The sequence below is a fragment of the Salinivibrio sp. IB868 genome (assembly GCF_001995655.1).
Taxonomy (GTDB): Bacteria; Pseudomonadota; Gammaproteobacteria; order Enterobacterales; family Vibrionaceae; genus Salinivibrio; species Salinivibrio siamensis.
In genome coordinates, this window is the sequence record NZ_MUEW01000003.1 from 140,073 (window position 1) to 155,504 (window position 15,432).

Sequence of the window (15,432 nt, forward strand, 5' to 3'; positions counted from 1 at the left end):
TACCGGTAGCGCCCCGCTAGCTGTAAGTTAAAAGGTTAAGAATCGAGTACGGCTGATTGAGTCCAGGTAATCGACCGCCCAAATGGAGGGTAAATCGATGTACTGTCCTTTATGGTGTACCGTGCAATGACTTCACCTTGCTCGTTTAGCTCTTCACATTCATAGGTATCAGTGTCTTGGCCTTTTCGTTGCGACCACTGACTACTTACGATGTTGAGGATATGCGATTCAGGTACACCTATTTTCTTTTTGTATTCATCACTCATAAGGGCTCCTATCCTTTAATGTCTTTTGGGTCGTTACCGTGGCTATCTTTGCGTTGTATCTGGCCGTCTTTGCCATGAATAAACAGCTCAGTGCCTTCACGCTTGCTTTGTTCGCGCGCCGCAGCTTCGGCCTCTTTTTTGGTGCTGTGCACGCTTGAAGCGCGTTCTGCACCGCCTTTTTTGTTTGCCCATCCGTCAGGATGTGGTACGACATGTCGGGTATTGCCCTTGCTTGATGATGTATTCTTTGCCATAATTTCGGCTCCTGTTTTTTCAAATTAAACGTGGATTAAAGTTTTGCTAAAAGTGCTGTCACACTTTTGGCTCGTCTAAACCCAGTAACTGTCATTACTGGGTATTCATTGCTAAATTCATTAATATTGCGTCAGTTAACACCTCCTTTTTCTTGGCTAATGCATTCATTAGCTTCTGCTCGTTGATGGATAGTTGGTAGATCTCAATGATCTTTTTCTGCACATCGAGACTGGGGATTACTATCTCCAGATCCTCAAGTGCAGGTTTGCCAATCATTCTTACCGATGTTCCTGTTGCCTTACTTTGTAATGCTGCTTGTGAAGTCAGTTGATTAATAAACCAGCATAAATACGCTGGCATAACCGAATCACTTTCAACTCGAATTCGCAACAGCGGCGCAGCGATAACAGCATCACCCAACTCTTGGTCAATCAATGCTGCCGTATTGGTTTGACCTCTAGAGCGAAATGCTAAGTCGTTATGTTTAACTCTGTGATGATTCTTTAAGTCCTGCATAGCAATCTGCACTAGCTCTTGGGCATTAACTCGGTTATCTTCAGTAAGATCCTTCATCTGAATAACAGAGATATTTCCATTAGCGTCTGGCTCAAGCTTTGACCTAAAAGAGTGTCCCATCTGTACAGAGGCAATTTTTTTCAAATTAACTTTCATTGTCACCTCGAATGCGTTGTAATGGCGTTTCTGCAGCTTGTGAATAAGCTTAAGCTGAGATTCATAAGTTGTCAACTATTTAAATTGCAAAAACGCCGTTACTGTGGATTTATTTTTTTTGAATGGTGTTTGGAAATGCTTGAATTGACCGGATACCTGGCTGTATTGAGAGGGAAGAGTGGTTATTGTCTGGTACCGACATTTATGTCGGTACCAGGTATCTTTCTGATAAAAAAAGAGTTAATTATTAAGAGTCATATAACCAAGCTGGTAGAGCTGTACAAAACGCAACCATCTGGAAATTCCGAATAGTTCAAAGTGAAGCCTGAGTAAAAACCTAACAGAGAACGCTCTAGCCAAAAACATCGAGCTATTTGGTGCTTTTGATATTAAAATCGCACCAACAACACCTCTCCCGCTACCCGTTAGATCAGCGCCCTGTGAGGGGTTACTCTTTTTTCAGGCTTCTAATTTTTGGTACCGTAATGAGTTACGGCACCAAAATTCGCTTTCAACCACACATCATTCTCCGGTCCACAAAGATGGTGTAGCAGCGCTAGGTTTATCTGGTGGCTGATCACTTTGCCGTTTCGTTTTTGGCTTTCTTTTTTCAAACCTCTCAGTAATAACCCTGTACATGATTTTCCTATTTCCTCCGGCGAACTGGGCAGGCAAAAGCCGCGGTTTCGCTGTTTGGGGTGCAAGGTAGCGCGCTTTCCTGTTTTAGATAAAGGCGTAATGCACCAAAAGATACAGGCGTTGGCTGGTGTACTTGCTTGCACTGTGTTGGTTTGATTCGTGCCATCCCTATATACCGATAAAAAATGTGCTGGTAACAGAGCCAACCCGCCTTGCGCGTGCCCATCAACCTCAGGTAAAGGTAGCCAATACAGGTTTGGCCATTGTTCGGGGCTTTGCCATTTTTCTACGATCATTTGTGCGCCAATGCTATTTAGCCATTGGTGAATCGGGCAGCCTGGGTGTGCTTGTTTAATGCGTGGTAACTGAAAGGTAAGCCAGCGGGTTAAACGTTCGGCGGCATTCTCGCACTGGCTTAGTGCTGGGTAGAGGGTAAAGGCTCCTTGCCCAACCAGTAAAGCGACCACCTGCTGTATCCATTCTCTATCCCAATCGTTACCACTTGCCCATAACACGTCACTTATCACCTTGTTGGTTTTTCATGCCGTCTATTTTCAGTCGTCGGGTGCAGACGCGGTGGTGAATTAGATGAAAGAAATGGCCATCAAACTAACCAGTCAAATCAGTTTTTTATGATGACCTGTGTGCGGCTAACTGTTTGATATACATGGTCCAATACGGCGCTGTTTGGCGGCATTCGCCAAGTGCAAAAAAATCGAGACGCCAAACGGTCGTTTGCATTCTGGGTTTAAAAAATCAAACGGTTTGTACGTTGGAGTCGAGGTTGGTTTAGAGTGCAAAAAGTGCGAAACCTTTCTTTAAGCCAGTACCGGCAAGGCCTAGCAGCGTTGGATTTCAATCGAGACGCCAAACAGTAAATGGGCTAATTTCCCTGTTTGGCGTTTCGATCCAAAAGCCAAACGGATAGTGGTTTTGGCGTATGGGGGTAAAGGCATGGGGAAGTGTGTGGCGGCTGTTGAAACTCATGGATTAGCAAATGACGCCTAGGGGGATTGCATCAGCTGATCAAAGTAAGTAATTGGGTTGGTTGATTTAGCTTAAAGCTGGGTGTGGTATTTTGTAAGCGAGCTATCGATAGGAAAAGCAATGGCTGGATAGTGACAAGGCGAAATGAGAACCGACGCGTACAGAAATGCAGAGGCGTCGGCCATATTGGCTTGAAGATTATGTTTAGTGACCTATTTTTGTCAATCAAAGCCCACAATTGCCCCATTCCTTGGGGCAGTTTAATTTCCTCTTATTCACCTTCTAAAGCTCTGCATATCAAGTGTTGCCCCATTGTCCCAACTGCCCACGTTAAGTGAGCAAATGGGTGGTTTGTTAGTTTCTCCTGATAGGCTTTTTCGGCATACGGCTGCGTTTGCCATCGAAAAAGGCCAATACTCTGAACCAATAGAGTGATTCTTCATAACCTAGGCTGTACGTTGGGCGTGCAGGCGGGATGAGCCCCAGTTTGCGTCCTAGGCTGACCATCACGTAGAACGTGAGTTTTAGCGTCAGCCAAGGAGCGAGTACCACGAATACCATCAGGCAATACCGAGTAAGCGCGTAGCCTATGCCATGAGGTTGTTCGAGTAAGGCAATGCCAATACACCAACCAAGGCCTGCCAGCATGGCGATTGGAAAGGTAATGGGGGCAAGTCGCATCATAAACTGCATGTTAGCGCCCTCCTGTGTGGTGTTGTGAAGCGGGCTCAAAGTTCACCAGTGGTTCAACCACATCAGCCACGGTTTGATGGGCAATACGGCGCTCTTCAAAGTAATCGTGGCGGTCGTAGATACCCTCAACGCCTTTTAGCTTATGGTTAAGACAGCGTTCGGCCACGTTGCCTGCAATGCCTAAAGAGGCGGCAAGACTGCGAAAGGTGCGGCGTAAATCGTGTACGGTGAAGTGTTCAAGTTTGCCCATTTTATTGGGTGGCTGCTTTTTGCGCCCAGGCTCGCGACCAAAGAGTTTAGAAATTGCGCGGTTCAGTGTATCTGGCCCCATATGTGGACGGTGGCTTGCTCGTCTGGCCGGGAAAACATAAGGCGAGCCACAAGCGCGGATTTGTAGCTCGTTAAACCAAGCAATGGCTTGGCGCGGTAAGGGGATGCTGATTGGCACGCCTGTTTTACTGCGTTCCTTGGGTAGGTCCCATACGCCCGTGGTTAAATCCATTTCACGCCACATGGCTTCGCACAATTCGCTTTTGCGCACACCCAACACCAAAAACAGGCAGCAAGCGAGGTAGTTGTCGCGGCCAAAGCTATTGATATGGGTATGAAACACGCTAAAGGCGTAGTGAATTTCCTCTTTGCTGAGCATCCTGTCTTTACTGGACTCCACGCCACCGGCATCGTCCACGGTAAATGCTGCGGCGGGGTTATTCAGCGTTAAGTCGAGCTTTATCGCATGTCGAAACAGCTGCTTCATGTACATCAAGGTATCGTTGGCGATGGTAGGGCGGTTACTTTCTCGAATGCGTTCTAATACTTCACGTACATGTGTTGGCCGCACTGCTTGGATAGGGAGTTGACCAATCACGGGGGCAATCTCTTTGGTAAAAACACGTTTGGGTATATTTGGGTGTTTTAACCGGCGACTTAAGTCTTTGGAATACCAGTCTTGAAACAGCTGGCTGACATTTTGGATCTCTGGGATGGTTTCAATAGCGCGAATTGCTAATGGATCTTCACCTTGCTGAAGTTGTAGCTGCATTTTAGACGATTCAAGTCGAGCCTCTGCTAAGGTCATGCTTGGATATTGACCGAGCGTGGCTTCTCGTCGTCCGTTTAGGCTGGTATACCTTAGCATCCAATACGGCATGCCAGATTTTCTTACGCAAAAATATAGGCCATTACCATCACTGTATTTTTTGTTTGCTGCTGCGGTGCGAGCATAAGACTGCACCTGAGTTGCGGTTAGTTTTGCCATCGTTTGTTACTCTATATTCCTAAGAAATCGTTAAAATTTGCTCACCATTGCCCACCACTGTTTGTTTATCGATTGGTTCGATAGTTGAGTGATTGAACAACCTGCAAGCAGCACGATAAGTGGAGATGGCATAAGGCGGTGGTGAGATAGATGCAAAAATCTGCTCACCAGATACCTTGACTTTTTGCTTATTGAGTCAAAAAAACAGGGCTTGCCCACCATTTTGCCCACCACTTAAACAGCAACTGGTAACGGACATCTGCAAACCGATTTGGACGGGAAAAATAAAAAAGCCCTGTATTTTCAATGCTCTTCACAAGGTAATACAGGGCTTTTAGGACATTCTTGGACGGGTAGAAAAACTATTCGATGTTTTGGATCTGCTCGCGCATTTGCTCGATAAGCACTTTGAGCTCGACGCCGGAGGCGGTGATTTCGGTGCTGATTGATTTGGAGGCGAGGGTGTTGGCTTCGCGGTTGAACTCTTGCATCATAAAGTCCAAGCGTCGGCCGCAGGCGCCGCCTTTTTTGAGGATTTTATGTGCTTCTGAAACGTGTGAGTCCAAGCGGTCAAGCTCTTCCGCAACATCCACTTTTTGCGCCAGCATCACCATTTCTTGCTCAACGCGGGCTGGATCGAGTTCCACTTGTGCTTCTTCTAAGCGCGTGGTTAAGCGTTCACGCTGCCACTCAATCACTGTGGGCATCTTTTCACGCACTTTGATCACTTCGGCGCTAATGGCATCAAGTCGTTGCTCAATCAGGACTTTCATGTTCTCGCCTTCGCTGGCACGTGCGGCGATAAAGGCATCGAGTGCGTCATCAAGACCAGCTAATAAGGCGCGGTGTAGCTCGTCGGTGTCTTGCTCCGGCGCTTCCATCACCCCTGGCCAGTTCAGGACTTGAAACGGATTGATGTTGCCTTCACCCGCGGTCTCTTTCACCCATTTGGCGGCGTGAATCACTTGCTTGGCCAAGGCTTCATTGATGGTGAGCTTATCTTGGCTGGCTTGTGAGGTATCAAAGCGCAGGTTGCATTCCACTTTGCCGCGGGCTAGGCGCTTGCGAAAACGCTCGCGTACCACAGGCTCAAGGCTACGTAGCTGCTCAGGCATGCGAATGTAGGTTTCGAGATAGCGCTGGTTAACGGAGCGGATTTCCCAAACCGCGTTGCCCCAATCGCCCTTGAGTTCTTGACGGGCGTAGGCGGTCATACTGTGGATCATGTGTACCTGCTCTTGTGTGCTGAAGGTGAATGGCAAAGATTATACGCATCCGCGCCCCTGTCGTCAGCTGTCTTGGTCTGTCGGGCGGACAGGGATCGCAAGCGGGCGGAGAAACACGTATAATCGCGCCCACATTCTGTCAGTCAATAAGGTAACTTGCATGCGCCCAAGTGGAAGAGCACTCGACCAAATTCGTCCCGTTAGCTTTACCCGCGGTTTTACGGCCCACGCAGAAGGCTCTGTGTTGGTGTGCTTTGGTGATACCAAGGTGATTTGTAACGCCACGATTGAAGAGGGCGTGCCGCGCTTTTTAAAAGGCAAGGGCCAAGGTTGGGTGACTGCCGAGTATGGCATGTTGCCACGTGCAACCCACACCCGTAACCGTCGTGAAGCGTCCAGCGGTAAACAAGGTGGCCGTACCGTCGAAATTCAACGTTTGATTGGCCGCAGTTTGCGCGCCGCGGTCGATTTAAAAGCACTGGGTGAACGCACCATTACCGTTGACTGTGACGTGATTCAAGCCGACGGCGGCACGCGCACGGCGTCCATTTCGGGGGCGAGCGTGGCCCTGGCAGACGCGCTTAACGCGCTGGTGCGTGATGGCAAGCTTGCGGCTAACCCGATGCGTGGGCATGTGGCCGCTGTATCAGTGGGTATTTATCAGCAAACGCCGATTTGTGACCTTGAATACGTGGAGGACTCGGCGGCCGATACCGACATGAATGTGGTGATGCTCGAAGATGGCCGCATGATTGAGGTGCAGGGCACCGCCGAAGCGGAGCCGTTTACCCCCGATGAGCTAAACGCGATGCTCGCGTTGGCCAGTAAGGGCATTGATGACATTGTCGTCGCGCAAAAATCGGCACTCGCCGACGCATAACAGATTGAATAGCTCCCACATCGGGGGCTATTTTTTTATCTATCCGACCCCGGGTGACATGTGGCGTGTCACCAAGACAACCAAGAGAGGAACGAATGAAAGCCTATCAGCGCCAGTTTATTGAGTTTGCCCTTGAGCGAGAGGTATTAAAGTTTGGCGAGTTTACGCTTAAATCAGGGCGGAAAAGTCCGTACTTTTTTAACGCCGGCTTGTTTAACACCGGGCGTGACTTGGCAAAACTGGGTGAATTTTATGCGGCCGCGTTGATGGATGCAGGGATTGATTACGATGTTTTGTTTGGTCCTGCGTACAAAGGGATCCCGATTGCGACCACCACCGCGGTAGCACTTGCTGCGCACCATAATGTGGATACGCCTTATTGCTTCAACCGTAAAGAAGCCAAAGACCATGGTGAGGGCGGCAACTTGGTCGGCAGCGCGCTGAGTGGCCGTGTGATGTTGGTGGATGATGTGATCACTGCAGGTACCGCTATCCGTGAGTCAATGACACTGATTCAGGCGCAAGGGGCGCAGCTTGCTGGGGTGTTGGTGGCGATTGACCGCCAAGAGCGTGGTCAAGGTGAGCTGTCGGCGATTCAAGAAGTGGAGCGTGACTTCGATTGCCAGGTGGTTTCTATCATTAGCTTGTCGGACTTGGTCGCCTATTTGGAGCAAAGCCAAGCGGATCCGGCTCATCTAGCGGCGGTGAAAGCGTACCAGGCGAGCTACGGGATTTAAGTTACAGGTGTGCAGCTGGCTGACTTGAGTGCGCCAGCTGCACTACGCTCGTTGCACTGCTATTCACTGCAGTTGATTGGTGAGCAGTTGCCAGTATTGCTCGAAATTGGCGGTCGGCAGCTGTTTAAATGACGAGCGCACGTAGCGACAAAAGCCGCCTTCTACTTGGCTAATCAATTGGCTGGCAAGCACCGCCTCATCCAATGGAAACCCCTTCCCTTCACGTAAACGACGCTCGCGCAGTACTTGCTTAAGCTGTGCCTCGACGCGCTCAAACAGCTGGTTGATACGCGCTTGCAACCTATCTTGCTCAAACATCAATGCATGACCTGTCATAATGCGCGTGAGCCCCGGGTTGCGCTCACCAAAGGCCAGCAATAATTGCAAGATCAGTTTGAGGCGCACCAAGGTATCCTTTTCTTCCTCAATGATCAGGTTGATGCGGGATAACAGTGAATCTTCAATAAATTCGATTAATCCCTCAAACATCCGCGCTTTACTGGGGAAGTGGCGATAGAGTGCCGCCTCTGACACCCCGACTTGTTCGGCGAGTTTGGCCGTGGTGATGCGTTGGCTGCCTTGGGTTGACTCCAGCATCTGCGCGAGCGCTTGGAGGATCTCTTCGCGGCGATTACTTTTTTTTGGGGCTGCCATGGGTGCGATTCCTTTGTCTTTTTATCTATCACACTGGCGACCAGTAAAGGAGGCATCATGGAGAGGTGCCGCCCAGTGTGAGTCTTTCCTCCTATCTTAGCGACGAGGTCTCTGTATTAAAAGCAAAAAGCGTGGCCATGGCGCACGCTTTTGAACTTGTATTTTGGCTCAATATAAGCTGTTTGTGTTGTGTGGTTCAGGGTTGCTTCTGACAGGTTTGTTGTAAATAGCACGCGTGAATGTGTGCCATGACATTGCGCGCTAATAAGCGTTTTTCCTCGACGGGCAGCGCCTGATCGCCACCGGGCCAGAACAGATGTAAGGCATTGCGATCGCTGTTAAAGCCTTGATCGGATTGGGACACATCGTTAGCACAAATCATATCAAGCTTTTTGCGCGCCAGCTTGTCACGCGCGTAGGTCGCGACATCTTGGGTTTCGGCGGCAAAGCCGACCGTAAATGGACGATGTGACGTTAAGCCCGCTACCGAAGCAATAATATCGGGATTTTTTACCATGGTGACGGTCATCGCGTCTTTATCCACTTGCTTTTTCATCTTCTGTTCGGCGATGTGTTGTGGACGGTAGTCCGCGACCGCGGCACAGCCGATAAAAATATCTTGGTCGGTGATGCGCTCATGCACCGCATCATGCATTTGCTGGGCGCTGGTGACATCAATACGCGTGATTCCTGCCGGCGCTGACAGCGCAACCGGGCCAGAAACTAAGGTGACGTCGGCCCCTAAACTGGCTGCCGCCTCGGCGAGGGCATAGCCCATTTTCCCTGAACTATGGTTAGAGAGATAACGAACAGGGTCCAAGGCTTCGCGGGTAGGGCCGGCGGTAATCATCACGCGCTTGCCTGAAAGCGGTTTGGGGCCGGCCCAGCGTTCGCATTCAGCCACTAAAGCCAGCGGCTCGAGCATGCGCCCAAGGCCCACATCGCCGCAAGCTTGCGCGCCACTGTCGGGGCCCCATATCAAGCATCCGCGTGCACGCAGTCCACGTAAGTTCGCCTGAGTGGCTTGGGCGCGGTACATTTGCTGGTTCATTGCTGGCGCAATCGCCAGAGGCGCATCGGTGGCCAAGCACAAGGTGGTGAGCAAATCATTGCCCATGCCTGCGTGTATCCGGGCAATCAAATCGGCAGTTGCCGGGGCAATCAGCACGAGATCCGCCCATTTAGCCAGTTCAATGTGTCCCATTGAGGCCTCGGCAGCCGGGTCGAGCAAGCTATCAGACACGGGATGCCCAGAAACGGCTTGCATGGTCAATGGCGTAATAAACTCTTTTGCGGCATAGGTCATCACCACCTTGACGGTGGCTCCACGCTCGATGAGGCGGCGGGTGAGATCGGCACACTTATATGCGGCAATCCCGCCACCCATGCCAAGCAGAATACGTTTACCGGCCAGCGTCTGGGCTGGCTGCTGTGAACTATTGGCCATAATGCTCTGTGTGTTTGAACGACAATGACGAAACCATACCATAATCCTTAGCGCAAAAAGCTTGTTTGAGCGCATGAATCCGTATTGGGTGTGACGTGCGTTGGATGTGATATGGCTAGCGCGTGGCTGAAAGCATTGACGGTGGCACATGATAAAACCACGAGCGCGCCGCAGTTACATGGAAAAGCTATTGCGGCGTGAAAGAGGCTTACTTTAACTGGCGGCAACGTTGAAGAGGGATCACCATGAGCCTAAAAACCTTGCCGCAAGACTGTCGCCCCAGAGAGCGTTTATTAGCGCGAGGGGCGGAAAGCTTATCGGACGCCGAGCTGTTGGCGATTTTTCTACGCACCGGCGTCACAGGGATGAGTGCGGTAGCGCTGGCTGACCACCTGTTGCAGGATTTTGGCTCGCTCCGGGCGCTGATGGGCGCCGACCAAGGGGCGTTTTGTCAGCGAAAAGGACTGGGTAGCGCCAAATATGCCCAACTTCAAGCTGTGCTTGAGCTGAGCCGGCGCTATTTAAAAGAAACCTTAAGCAAAACTGACGCACTGACCAGCCCGGACCATACTCGCCGTTATCTCTCGACGTTACTGCGCGACCGGCCTCGCGAGGCGTTTTACGTTTTATTTCTCGATAATCAGCATCGCGTGATAGCCGATGAGCAACTTTTTGAAGGCACGCACAATGCGGCGAGTGTTTACCCACGAGAAATTGTTCGCCGCGCGCTCGAATTGCATGCCGCTGCACTGATTTTGGCCCATAACCACCCATCGGGCGTGGCAGAGCCGAGCCAGGCAGACCGACATATTACCGATAGAATTGCCAATGCCTTGTCATTAGTGGATGTTCGCGTGCTTGATCACCTAGTGATTGGGGACGGAGATGTGGTATCGTTCGCCGAGCGAGGTTGGTTGTTATCCCCTTAAGGATCGCCATTGGCGAAAAAAACGATCAAAAAGCGCATAAAAGGATCTGCTCGGGACTTGAGCAATGTGAATTCAGTTAGTATAATGCGCCACCTTTGATAGCCTTGACCTTCGACCTGACCTTAACGATGCAGGACTGGCGGACAAGGTTGATATCGAGCCGAAACGATTTTGGAGAGACTTTCATGTCACGAGTATGCCAAGTAACTGGCAAGCGTCCTGTAGTTGGTAACAACCGCTCTCACGCTAATAACGCCACCAAGCGTCGTTTTCTGCCGAACCTGCAAACTCATCGTTTCTGGGTAGAAAGCGAAAAACGCTTCGTTAAACTGCGTCTATCTACTAAAGGTATGCGCATCATCGACAAAAAAGGCATTGATTCTGTACTTACAGAAATGCGTGCCCGCGGTGAGAACGTATAAGAGGAATTAGAGAATGGCTAAAAACGGCGTTCGTGAGAAGATTCGTCTAGTATCCTCTGCAGGTACTGGTCACTTCTACACCACAGACAAGAACAAACGTAACATGCCTAGCAAATTCGAGATCAAAAAATTTGATCCTGTAGTTCGCAAGCACGTTATGTATAAAGAAGCCAAAATCAAGTAAATTGATCGACGCTTTGAGAAAAACCCAGCTTCGGCTGGGTTTTTTTATAACTAAAATCTGGCCGCATTTGCGGTTATACTGCGGAGGACACGCGTAACGTCCTCAGGTGAACCGACATGAAGCTAAAGCGGCAGACATGGAATAACATCCTGATTTTCTCAGTGGTGGTTTTTTTTGGCTTAATGCTGCTGCCAGATTATTTGCGCCATCAACGCCAAGCACGGGCGACGCCTGAGGGGGTAATCGCGCTGGTTGAATCGCGCAGTGAAGTGCTGTCGTTGCGGTTCTCCCATTTAACCCTGACGCGTACGTTAGAGGGGTGGCAATCGGATAAACCCCTGGTAATTAGTCCGACAGAGCTCGCTCAGCGCTGGTTGGGGCTGACTGGGACACAAATCGATGACACCACCTTGCAGTCGTTGCGACCCCAATTAACGTCTCCCCGTACGTTGGAGCTTACTCGCAGCCCCGACCAAGAGCCCATTCGCATTACCTATTATCAACAACCCCAGTTTTGGTTGATGCAAAACGAACACGGCCAATGGTTAGCTGTGTCAGTGGATAGTCGGTATCTTTTCCCGCTATCAAAGTCGTAAATATTAAGAGCTGTGTTATGCCCGAGTTACCTGAAGTAGAAGTAAGCCGTTTAGGTATCATGCCGTATGTCGAAGGGCAAACGGTCACCGAGATTACCATTCGTCAGCCCAAGCTACGCTGGCCCATTCCCGAAACGTTACAACAGTTGAAAGGCCAGGTGATACGTCGCGTCACGCGTCGCGCCAAGTATCTTTTATTGGAGACGGATGTCGGTACTGCGATTGTGCATTTGGGGATGTCAGGCAGTTTGCGGGTGCTGCCCACGTCACTGGCACCGGAAAAGCATGATCATGTTGATGTGACACTCAGCAATGGTCGCTTAATTCGTTACCACGATCCGAGGCGTTTTGGCGCCTGGTTGTGGCAGGAGGGAGATTTGCCGCATCCCGTGTTGGGAAAGCTCGGCCCTGAACCACTCACCGATGCGTTCAATTCAGATTATTTGCTGGCCAAGGCGGCAGGCAAAAAAATGGCGATGAAAAGCTTTATTATGGACAATGCAGTCGTGGTGGGCGTGGGGAATATTTACGCCAACGAATCGCTGTTTTGTGCTGGAATCCACCCTAAACGTCCTGCCGGTAGCCTGACGCAAACAGAAGCGACGGCGCTGGTGGATGAGATAAAAACGGTGTTGGCCGCGGCGATCACACAAGGCGGTACGACGCTAAAAGACTTTACGCAGGTAGACGGGAAGGCCGGTTACTTTGCTCAAGCGCTACGCGTTTACGGAAAGTCGGGTGAGCCGTGTCCAGCCTGTGACACGACCCTTGAGCGCATAGTCATCGGCCAGCGGGCAACTGTCTTTTGCCCACAATGCCAGCCCTTATGACGACGTCTTGCTTTGCAGCTTTTCTTGTAAGGCCGTTAGCACGCTAGGCGCGACAAACTCACTGGTATCACCGCCGTGCAACGCGACCTCTTTGACCAAGGTAGAAGAAATAAACGAATGCTCCTCTGACGGAGTCAGAAAGACGCTTTCCAGTGCGGGCATCAGTCGACGATTCATATTGGCGAGTTGGAATTCATACTCAAAGTCGGAGACCGCACGCAAACCGCGCACCAGAATATTGGCTTGGTACTGTTTGGCAAAATTGACCAGCAACCCTGAAAACCCAACCACAGAGACATTGGGAAGGTGCGCGGTGACCGCTTGCGTGAGTGCCACTCGCTCATCCAGATCGAACAATGGTTTTTTGCTTGGGCTAGCCGCAATCCCCACAATCACATCATCAAACATCCTTGCTGCCCGCTCAATCAGGTCCAAATGACCATTCGTGATGGGATCAAATGTGCCTGGGTAAATCACGCGTGTATGCTGTTTGTGTGTCACGAGCTTTTCCTTAAAAACGTTGATCTGGAAAGAGGTTATCAAATCCTTGTCCATCACGCATTGTTCTTACGGTCCCGTGAGGTATCGCCTGTGAATCCATTGACGAGCAAGGTACACTAATGTGCGCTAGCGTGAGTGCGCAAACAGGAAAAACCGTGAGTATAGAAGTAGAGCAACGCGAAAACGAGTGTATTTGGTACGATCCGGCTTTAGTGGAGGGCGACCCTCGCCAGTATTTTGATATTCATTTTTGGCACCAGCAAGCCGCTGTCACCGGTTCAGCCAAAGGGCGCGGTACCACGTTCTTTATCCGAGGGCCGAAAATGGAGATGGCGTTACGTCATTACTATCGCGGTGGTTTGTTTGGTAAATTCGTGAAGGATCAGTATTGGTTTCAAGGGTGGGAGGCGACCCGTTGTGGCGCTGAGCTCAACTTACTGGCCTATCTTCGCGAGAAGAAAATGCCTGTGCCTCGCCCTGTCGCTGCACGCGCGGTAAAAAACGGCCGTACCTATCGTGCTGATATCTTGGTGGAGAAAATTCCAGGTGCACGCGATCTGGTCGCTATCTTGAGTGAAAATAGCTTACTTGCCCATGATTATCGTGCCATTGGTCGTTTGGTTCGCCGCCTACATGACGCTGGCGTGTGCCATACCGATCTGAATATCCACAACATTTTGCGTGATAGAAAAGGAAAGCTGTGGCTGATTGACTTCGATAAGTGCCAACAGCGCGATGGCGAACAGTGGAAAGAGGATAACCTTGCCCGCCTTCATCGCTCGTTTAAAAAAGAAAAAGAGAAGCGTCAGATCCGTTGGCAACCCGAGGATTGGGCTGCCGTATTAAAAGGCTACAACCATATCCGCAAGTAGCACTAGCGTGGGTGATTAAGCCAGGGCGCGATCGCCTGCAAAGTGCGCTCGACCGCGCCGCGATTTTGCTCTACCACAGAGAGCCCAGCGTTGCCGGCTTGTGCGGCAAGGGCGGGTGCACTGAAAAAAGCCCCGATTTTGGCAGCGAGATCTTGGCTGTCGTTACACACCTGTAGGGCGCCAGCGTCAATCAGAGCATCACCAATCACTTGGAAATTATAATAGCTTGGGCCTGTTAAAAGGGGCTTGCCTAACGCCGCGGGTTCAAGCAGGTTATGCCCACCCACTTTGGTACCCAGAAAACTGCCCGCCATCACTACCACATCTGCGCCAGCAAGGTAGGTCATCATCTCTCCCATGGTGTCGCCAAGATAAACTTGAGTACTGAGTGCCAGCGGCTCACCCTCGGTGCGTCGTTGCACACTGAGGCCTTGGCTAGCCACTAGCTGGGCAACATCATCAAAACGTTCAGGGTGGCGAGGGACCAGTATCAGTAGCGCGTCTGGGTAATCGCGCAGTAATACACTGTGAGCGGCGAGCAAGGTGGCGTCTTCTCCCGCGTGAGTACTGGCACCTATCCAGCAAGGGCGATCACCGCGCGCTTGGCGAAGTGTGGCACCCAACGCCGGATCCACGGCTTTAATATCAAATTTCACCGAGCCAGCCACTGCAAGCTTGTCGTTAGCGACACCGAGGCTTGCAAAGCGCGCTTGGTCGTTTTGATGCTGACAAACGATTAAGTCGATATGTTTACTCATGGCTTGAAAGAGCGGTGCGATTTTCTGATAGCGTTGGCAAGCTTTTTGAGAAAGCCGGGCGTTGATAACCGTAATGGGAATGCCCGCTCGACCCACATGATGCAAGGTATTTGGCCAAAGCTCAGTTTCCATGATCACGCACACCCGTGGTGACACCGCGCGGAGAAAACGTTTTACCGAAAAAGGAAAATCAACCGGCATATAGCGGTGTATGATCCCATTAAGACGCCTGGCCTGCTCTGCGCCGGTGGCGGTGGTGGTGGTGACCAGGATCGGCACGTCTGGATAGGCTTGTTGCAGCGCGCTGATCACCGGCTTTGCCGCGAGAACTTCCCCCACCGACACCGCATGGAGCCAAATAGGCTGACCGTCTACGTTGGGCGTACCGCCAAAGTGCTCACGCCATCGCTCGCCAACAGCAGGCTTACCAGGCCGTTTACGGTACAGCCCAATAAGCAAAAAAGGGGCGGCAAGCGTGAGTAAGAGTGTATATATCCAGCGCACAAGTTAGCTCCTATTGATGGCTCCTCGCCATGATAGCGTCTTGATGAGTATTTGTTGATGTTTGATTGTCGGTAATAGCTCACGCCTTGGATGTTGTGAGCGCTAAGCGATGATGAAACTGT

At 50.7% G+C, this 15,432-nt stretch carries 19 protein-coding genes; 8 read left to right on the forward strand and 11 right to left on the reverse strand.

The features are described from left to right. Positions 1–35: 35 nt before the first annotated feature. From BZG20_RS04150 to BZG20_RS04190, 7 genes are all read right to left on the reverse strand, one after another. The gene (locus tag BZG20_RS04150; RefSeq protein WP_077578216.1) at positions 36–266 is read right to left on the reverse strand and encodes a hypothetical protein; all 231 of its coding nucleotides are present in this window, start codon (positions 264–266) and stop codon (positions 36–38) included. 8 nt (positions 267–274) lie between these two features. Then, positions 275–520: a DUF2188 domain-containing protein gene (locus tag BZG20_RS04155; protein ID WP_077578217.1), complete on the reverse strand. Its 246-nt coding sequence runs from the start codon at positions 518–520 to the stop codon at positions 275–277. Between the two features lie 94 nt (positions 521–614). Next, positions 615–1,193, reverse strand: coding sequence for a restriction endonuclease subunit S (locus tag BZG20_RS04160; RefSeq protein ID WP_077578218.1), 579 nt, complete (start codon positions 1,191–1,193; stop codon positions 615–617). A 467-nt stretch (positions 1,194–1,660) separates the two neighbouring features. After that, on the reverse strand, positions 1,661–2,347 hold the full coding sequence (locus tag BZG20_RS04170) for a hypothetical protein (protein WP_077578220.1): 687 nt from the start codon (positions 2,345–2,347) through the stop codon (positions 1,661–1,663). Between the two features lie 826 nt (positions 2,348–3,173). After that, positions 3,174–3,512, reverse strand: a complete 339-nt coding sequence (locus BZG20_RS04175) for a hypothetical protein (protein WP_077578221.1) — start codon at positions 3,510–3,512, stop codon at positions 3,174–3,176. A gap of 1 nt (position 3,513) precedes the next feature. Further along, the gene (locus BZG20_RS04180; RefSeq protein WP_077578222.1) at positions 3,514–4,770 is read right to left on the reverse strand and encodes a site-specific integrase; all 1,257 of its coding nucleotides are present in this window, start codon (positions 4,768–4,770) and stop codon (positions 3,514–3,516) included. A 362-nt stretch (positions 4,771–5,132) separates the two neighbouring features. Further along, positions 5,133–5,996, reverse strand: a complete 864-nt coding sequence (locus BZG20_RS04190) for a YicC/YloC family endoribonuclease (protein ID WP_077578224.1) — start codon at positions 5,994–5,996, stop codon at positions 5,133–5,135. A 160-nt stretch (positions 5,997–6,156) separates the two neighbouring features. Between BZG20_RS04190 and rph the strand changes: the two genes are divergently transcribed. Next, positions 6,157–6,876 carry a ribonuclease PH gene (gene rph, locus BZG20_RS04195; RefSeq protein ID WP_046074690.1) on the forward strand — a complete coding sequence of 240 codons (720 nt, stop codon included), beginning with the start codon at positions 6,157–6,159 and terminating at the stop codon, positions 6,874–6,876. A gap of 95 nt (positions 6,877–6,971) precedes the next feature. Continuing rightward, positions 6,972–7,613, forward strand: a complete 642-nt coding sequence (gene pyrE / locus BZG20_RS04200; RefSeq protein WP_046074691.1) for an orotate phosphoribosyltransferase — start codon at positions 6,972–6,974, stop codon at positions 7,611–7,613. A 63-nt stretch (positions 7,614–7,676) separates the two neighbouring features. Here the strand turns inward: pyrE and slmA are convergent, their stop codons facing one another. Both slmA and coaBC read right to left on the reverse strand, forming a co-directional pair. Further along, entirely contained in the window at positions 7,677–8,267 is a 591-nt protein-coding gene (gene slmA / locus BZG20_RS04205) for a nucleoid occlusion factor SlmA (RefSeq protein WP_077578225.1), read from the reverse strand. A gap of 196 nt (positions 8,268–8,463) precedes the next feature. Next, positions 8,464–9,714: a bifunctional phosphopantothenoylcysteine decarboxylase/phosphopantothenate--cysteine ligase CoaBC gene (coaBC, locus tag BZG20_RS04210; protein WP_077578226.1), complete on the reverse strand. Its 1,251-nt coding sequence runs from the start codon at positions 9,712–9,714 to the stop codon at positions 8,464–8,466. Between the two features lie 245 nt (positions 9,715–9,959). On the opposite strand from coaBC, the gene radC reads away from it, so the two are divergent. The 5 genes from radC to mutM all read left to right on the forward strand — a co-directional run bounded on the left by radC (position 9,960) and on the right by mutM (position 12,675). Then, positions 9,960–10,643: a DNA repair protein RadC gene (radC, locus tag BZG20_RS04215; protein WP_046074694.1), complete on the forward strand. Its 684-nt coding sequence runs from the start codon at positions 9,960–9,962 to the stop codon at positions 10,641–10,643. Positions 10,644–10,828: 185 nt separating this feature from the next. Beyond that, positions 10,829–11,065: a 50S ribosomal protein L28 gene (rpmB, locus tag BZG20_RS04220; RefSeq protein ID WP_046074695.1), complete on the forward strand. Its 237-nt coding sequence runs from the start codon at positions 10,829–10,831 to the stop codon at positions 11,063–11,065. 13 nt (positions 11,066–11,078) lie between these two features. Then, complete coding sequence (gene rpmG / locus BZG20_RS04225) at positions 11,079–11,249, forward strand: 50S ribosomal protein L33 (protein WP_046074696.1); 171 nt, start codon at positions 11,079–11,081, stop codon at positions 11,247–11,249. A gap of 116 nt (positions 11,250–11,365) precedes the next feature. After that, positions 11,366–11,845 carry a hypothetical protein gene (locus BZG20_RS04230; RefSeq protein ID WP_046074697.1) on the forward strand — a complete coding sequence of 160 codons (480 nt, stop codon included), beginning with the start codon at positions 11,366–11,368 and terminating at the stop codon, positions 11,843–11,845. Positions 11,846–11,862: 17 nt separating this feature from the next. Further along, positions 11,863–12,675 (forward strand): bifunctional DNA-formamidopyrimidine glycosylase/DNA-(apurinic or apyrimidinic site) lyase, encoded by an 813-nt coding sequence (gene mutM / locus BZG20_RS04235; RefSeq protein ID WP_046074698.1) that lies wholly within the window; start codon positions 11,863–11,865, stop codon positions 12,673–12,675. Here mutM and coaD read toward each other — a convergent pair. Then, on the reverse strand, positions 12,670–13,176 hold the full coding sequence (coaD, locus tag BZG20_RS04240; protein ID WP_241828659.1) for a pantetheine-phosphate adenylyltransferase: 507 nt from the start codon (positions 13,174–13,176) through the stop codon (positions 12,670–12,672). The genes mutM and coaD overlap by 6 nt on opposite strands. Before the next feature lie 161 nt (positions 13,177–13,337). Between coaD and BZG20_RS04245 the strand changes: the two genes are divergently transcribed. Continuing rightward, positions 13,338–14,048 (forward strand): 3-deoxy-D-manno-octulosonic acid kinase, encoded by a 711-nt coding sequence (locus BZG20_RS04245; protein ID WP_241828666.1) that lies wholly within the window; start codon positions 13,338–13,340, stop codon positions 14,046–14,048. A gap of 2 nt (positions 14,049–14,050) precedes the next feature. Here the strand turns inward: BZG20_RS04245 and waaA are convergent, their stop codons facing one another. Further along, positions 14,051–15,310: a lipid IV(A) 3-deoxy-D-manno-octulosonic acid transferase gene (gene waaA, locus BZG20_RS04250; protein WP_077578229.1), complete on the reverse strand. Its 1,260-nt coding sequence runs from the start codon at positions 15,308–15,310 to the stop codon at positions 14,051–14,053. Between the last annotated feature and the right edge of the window lie 122 nt (positions 15,311–15,432).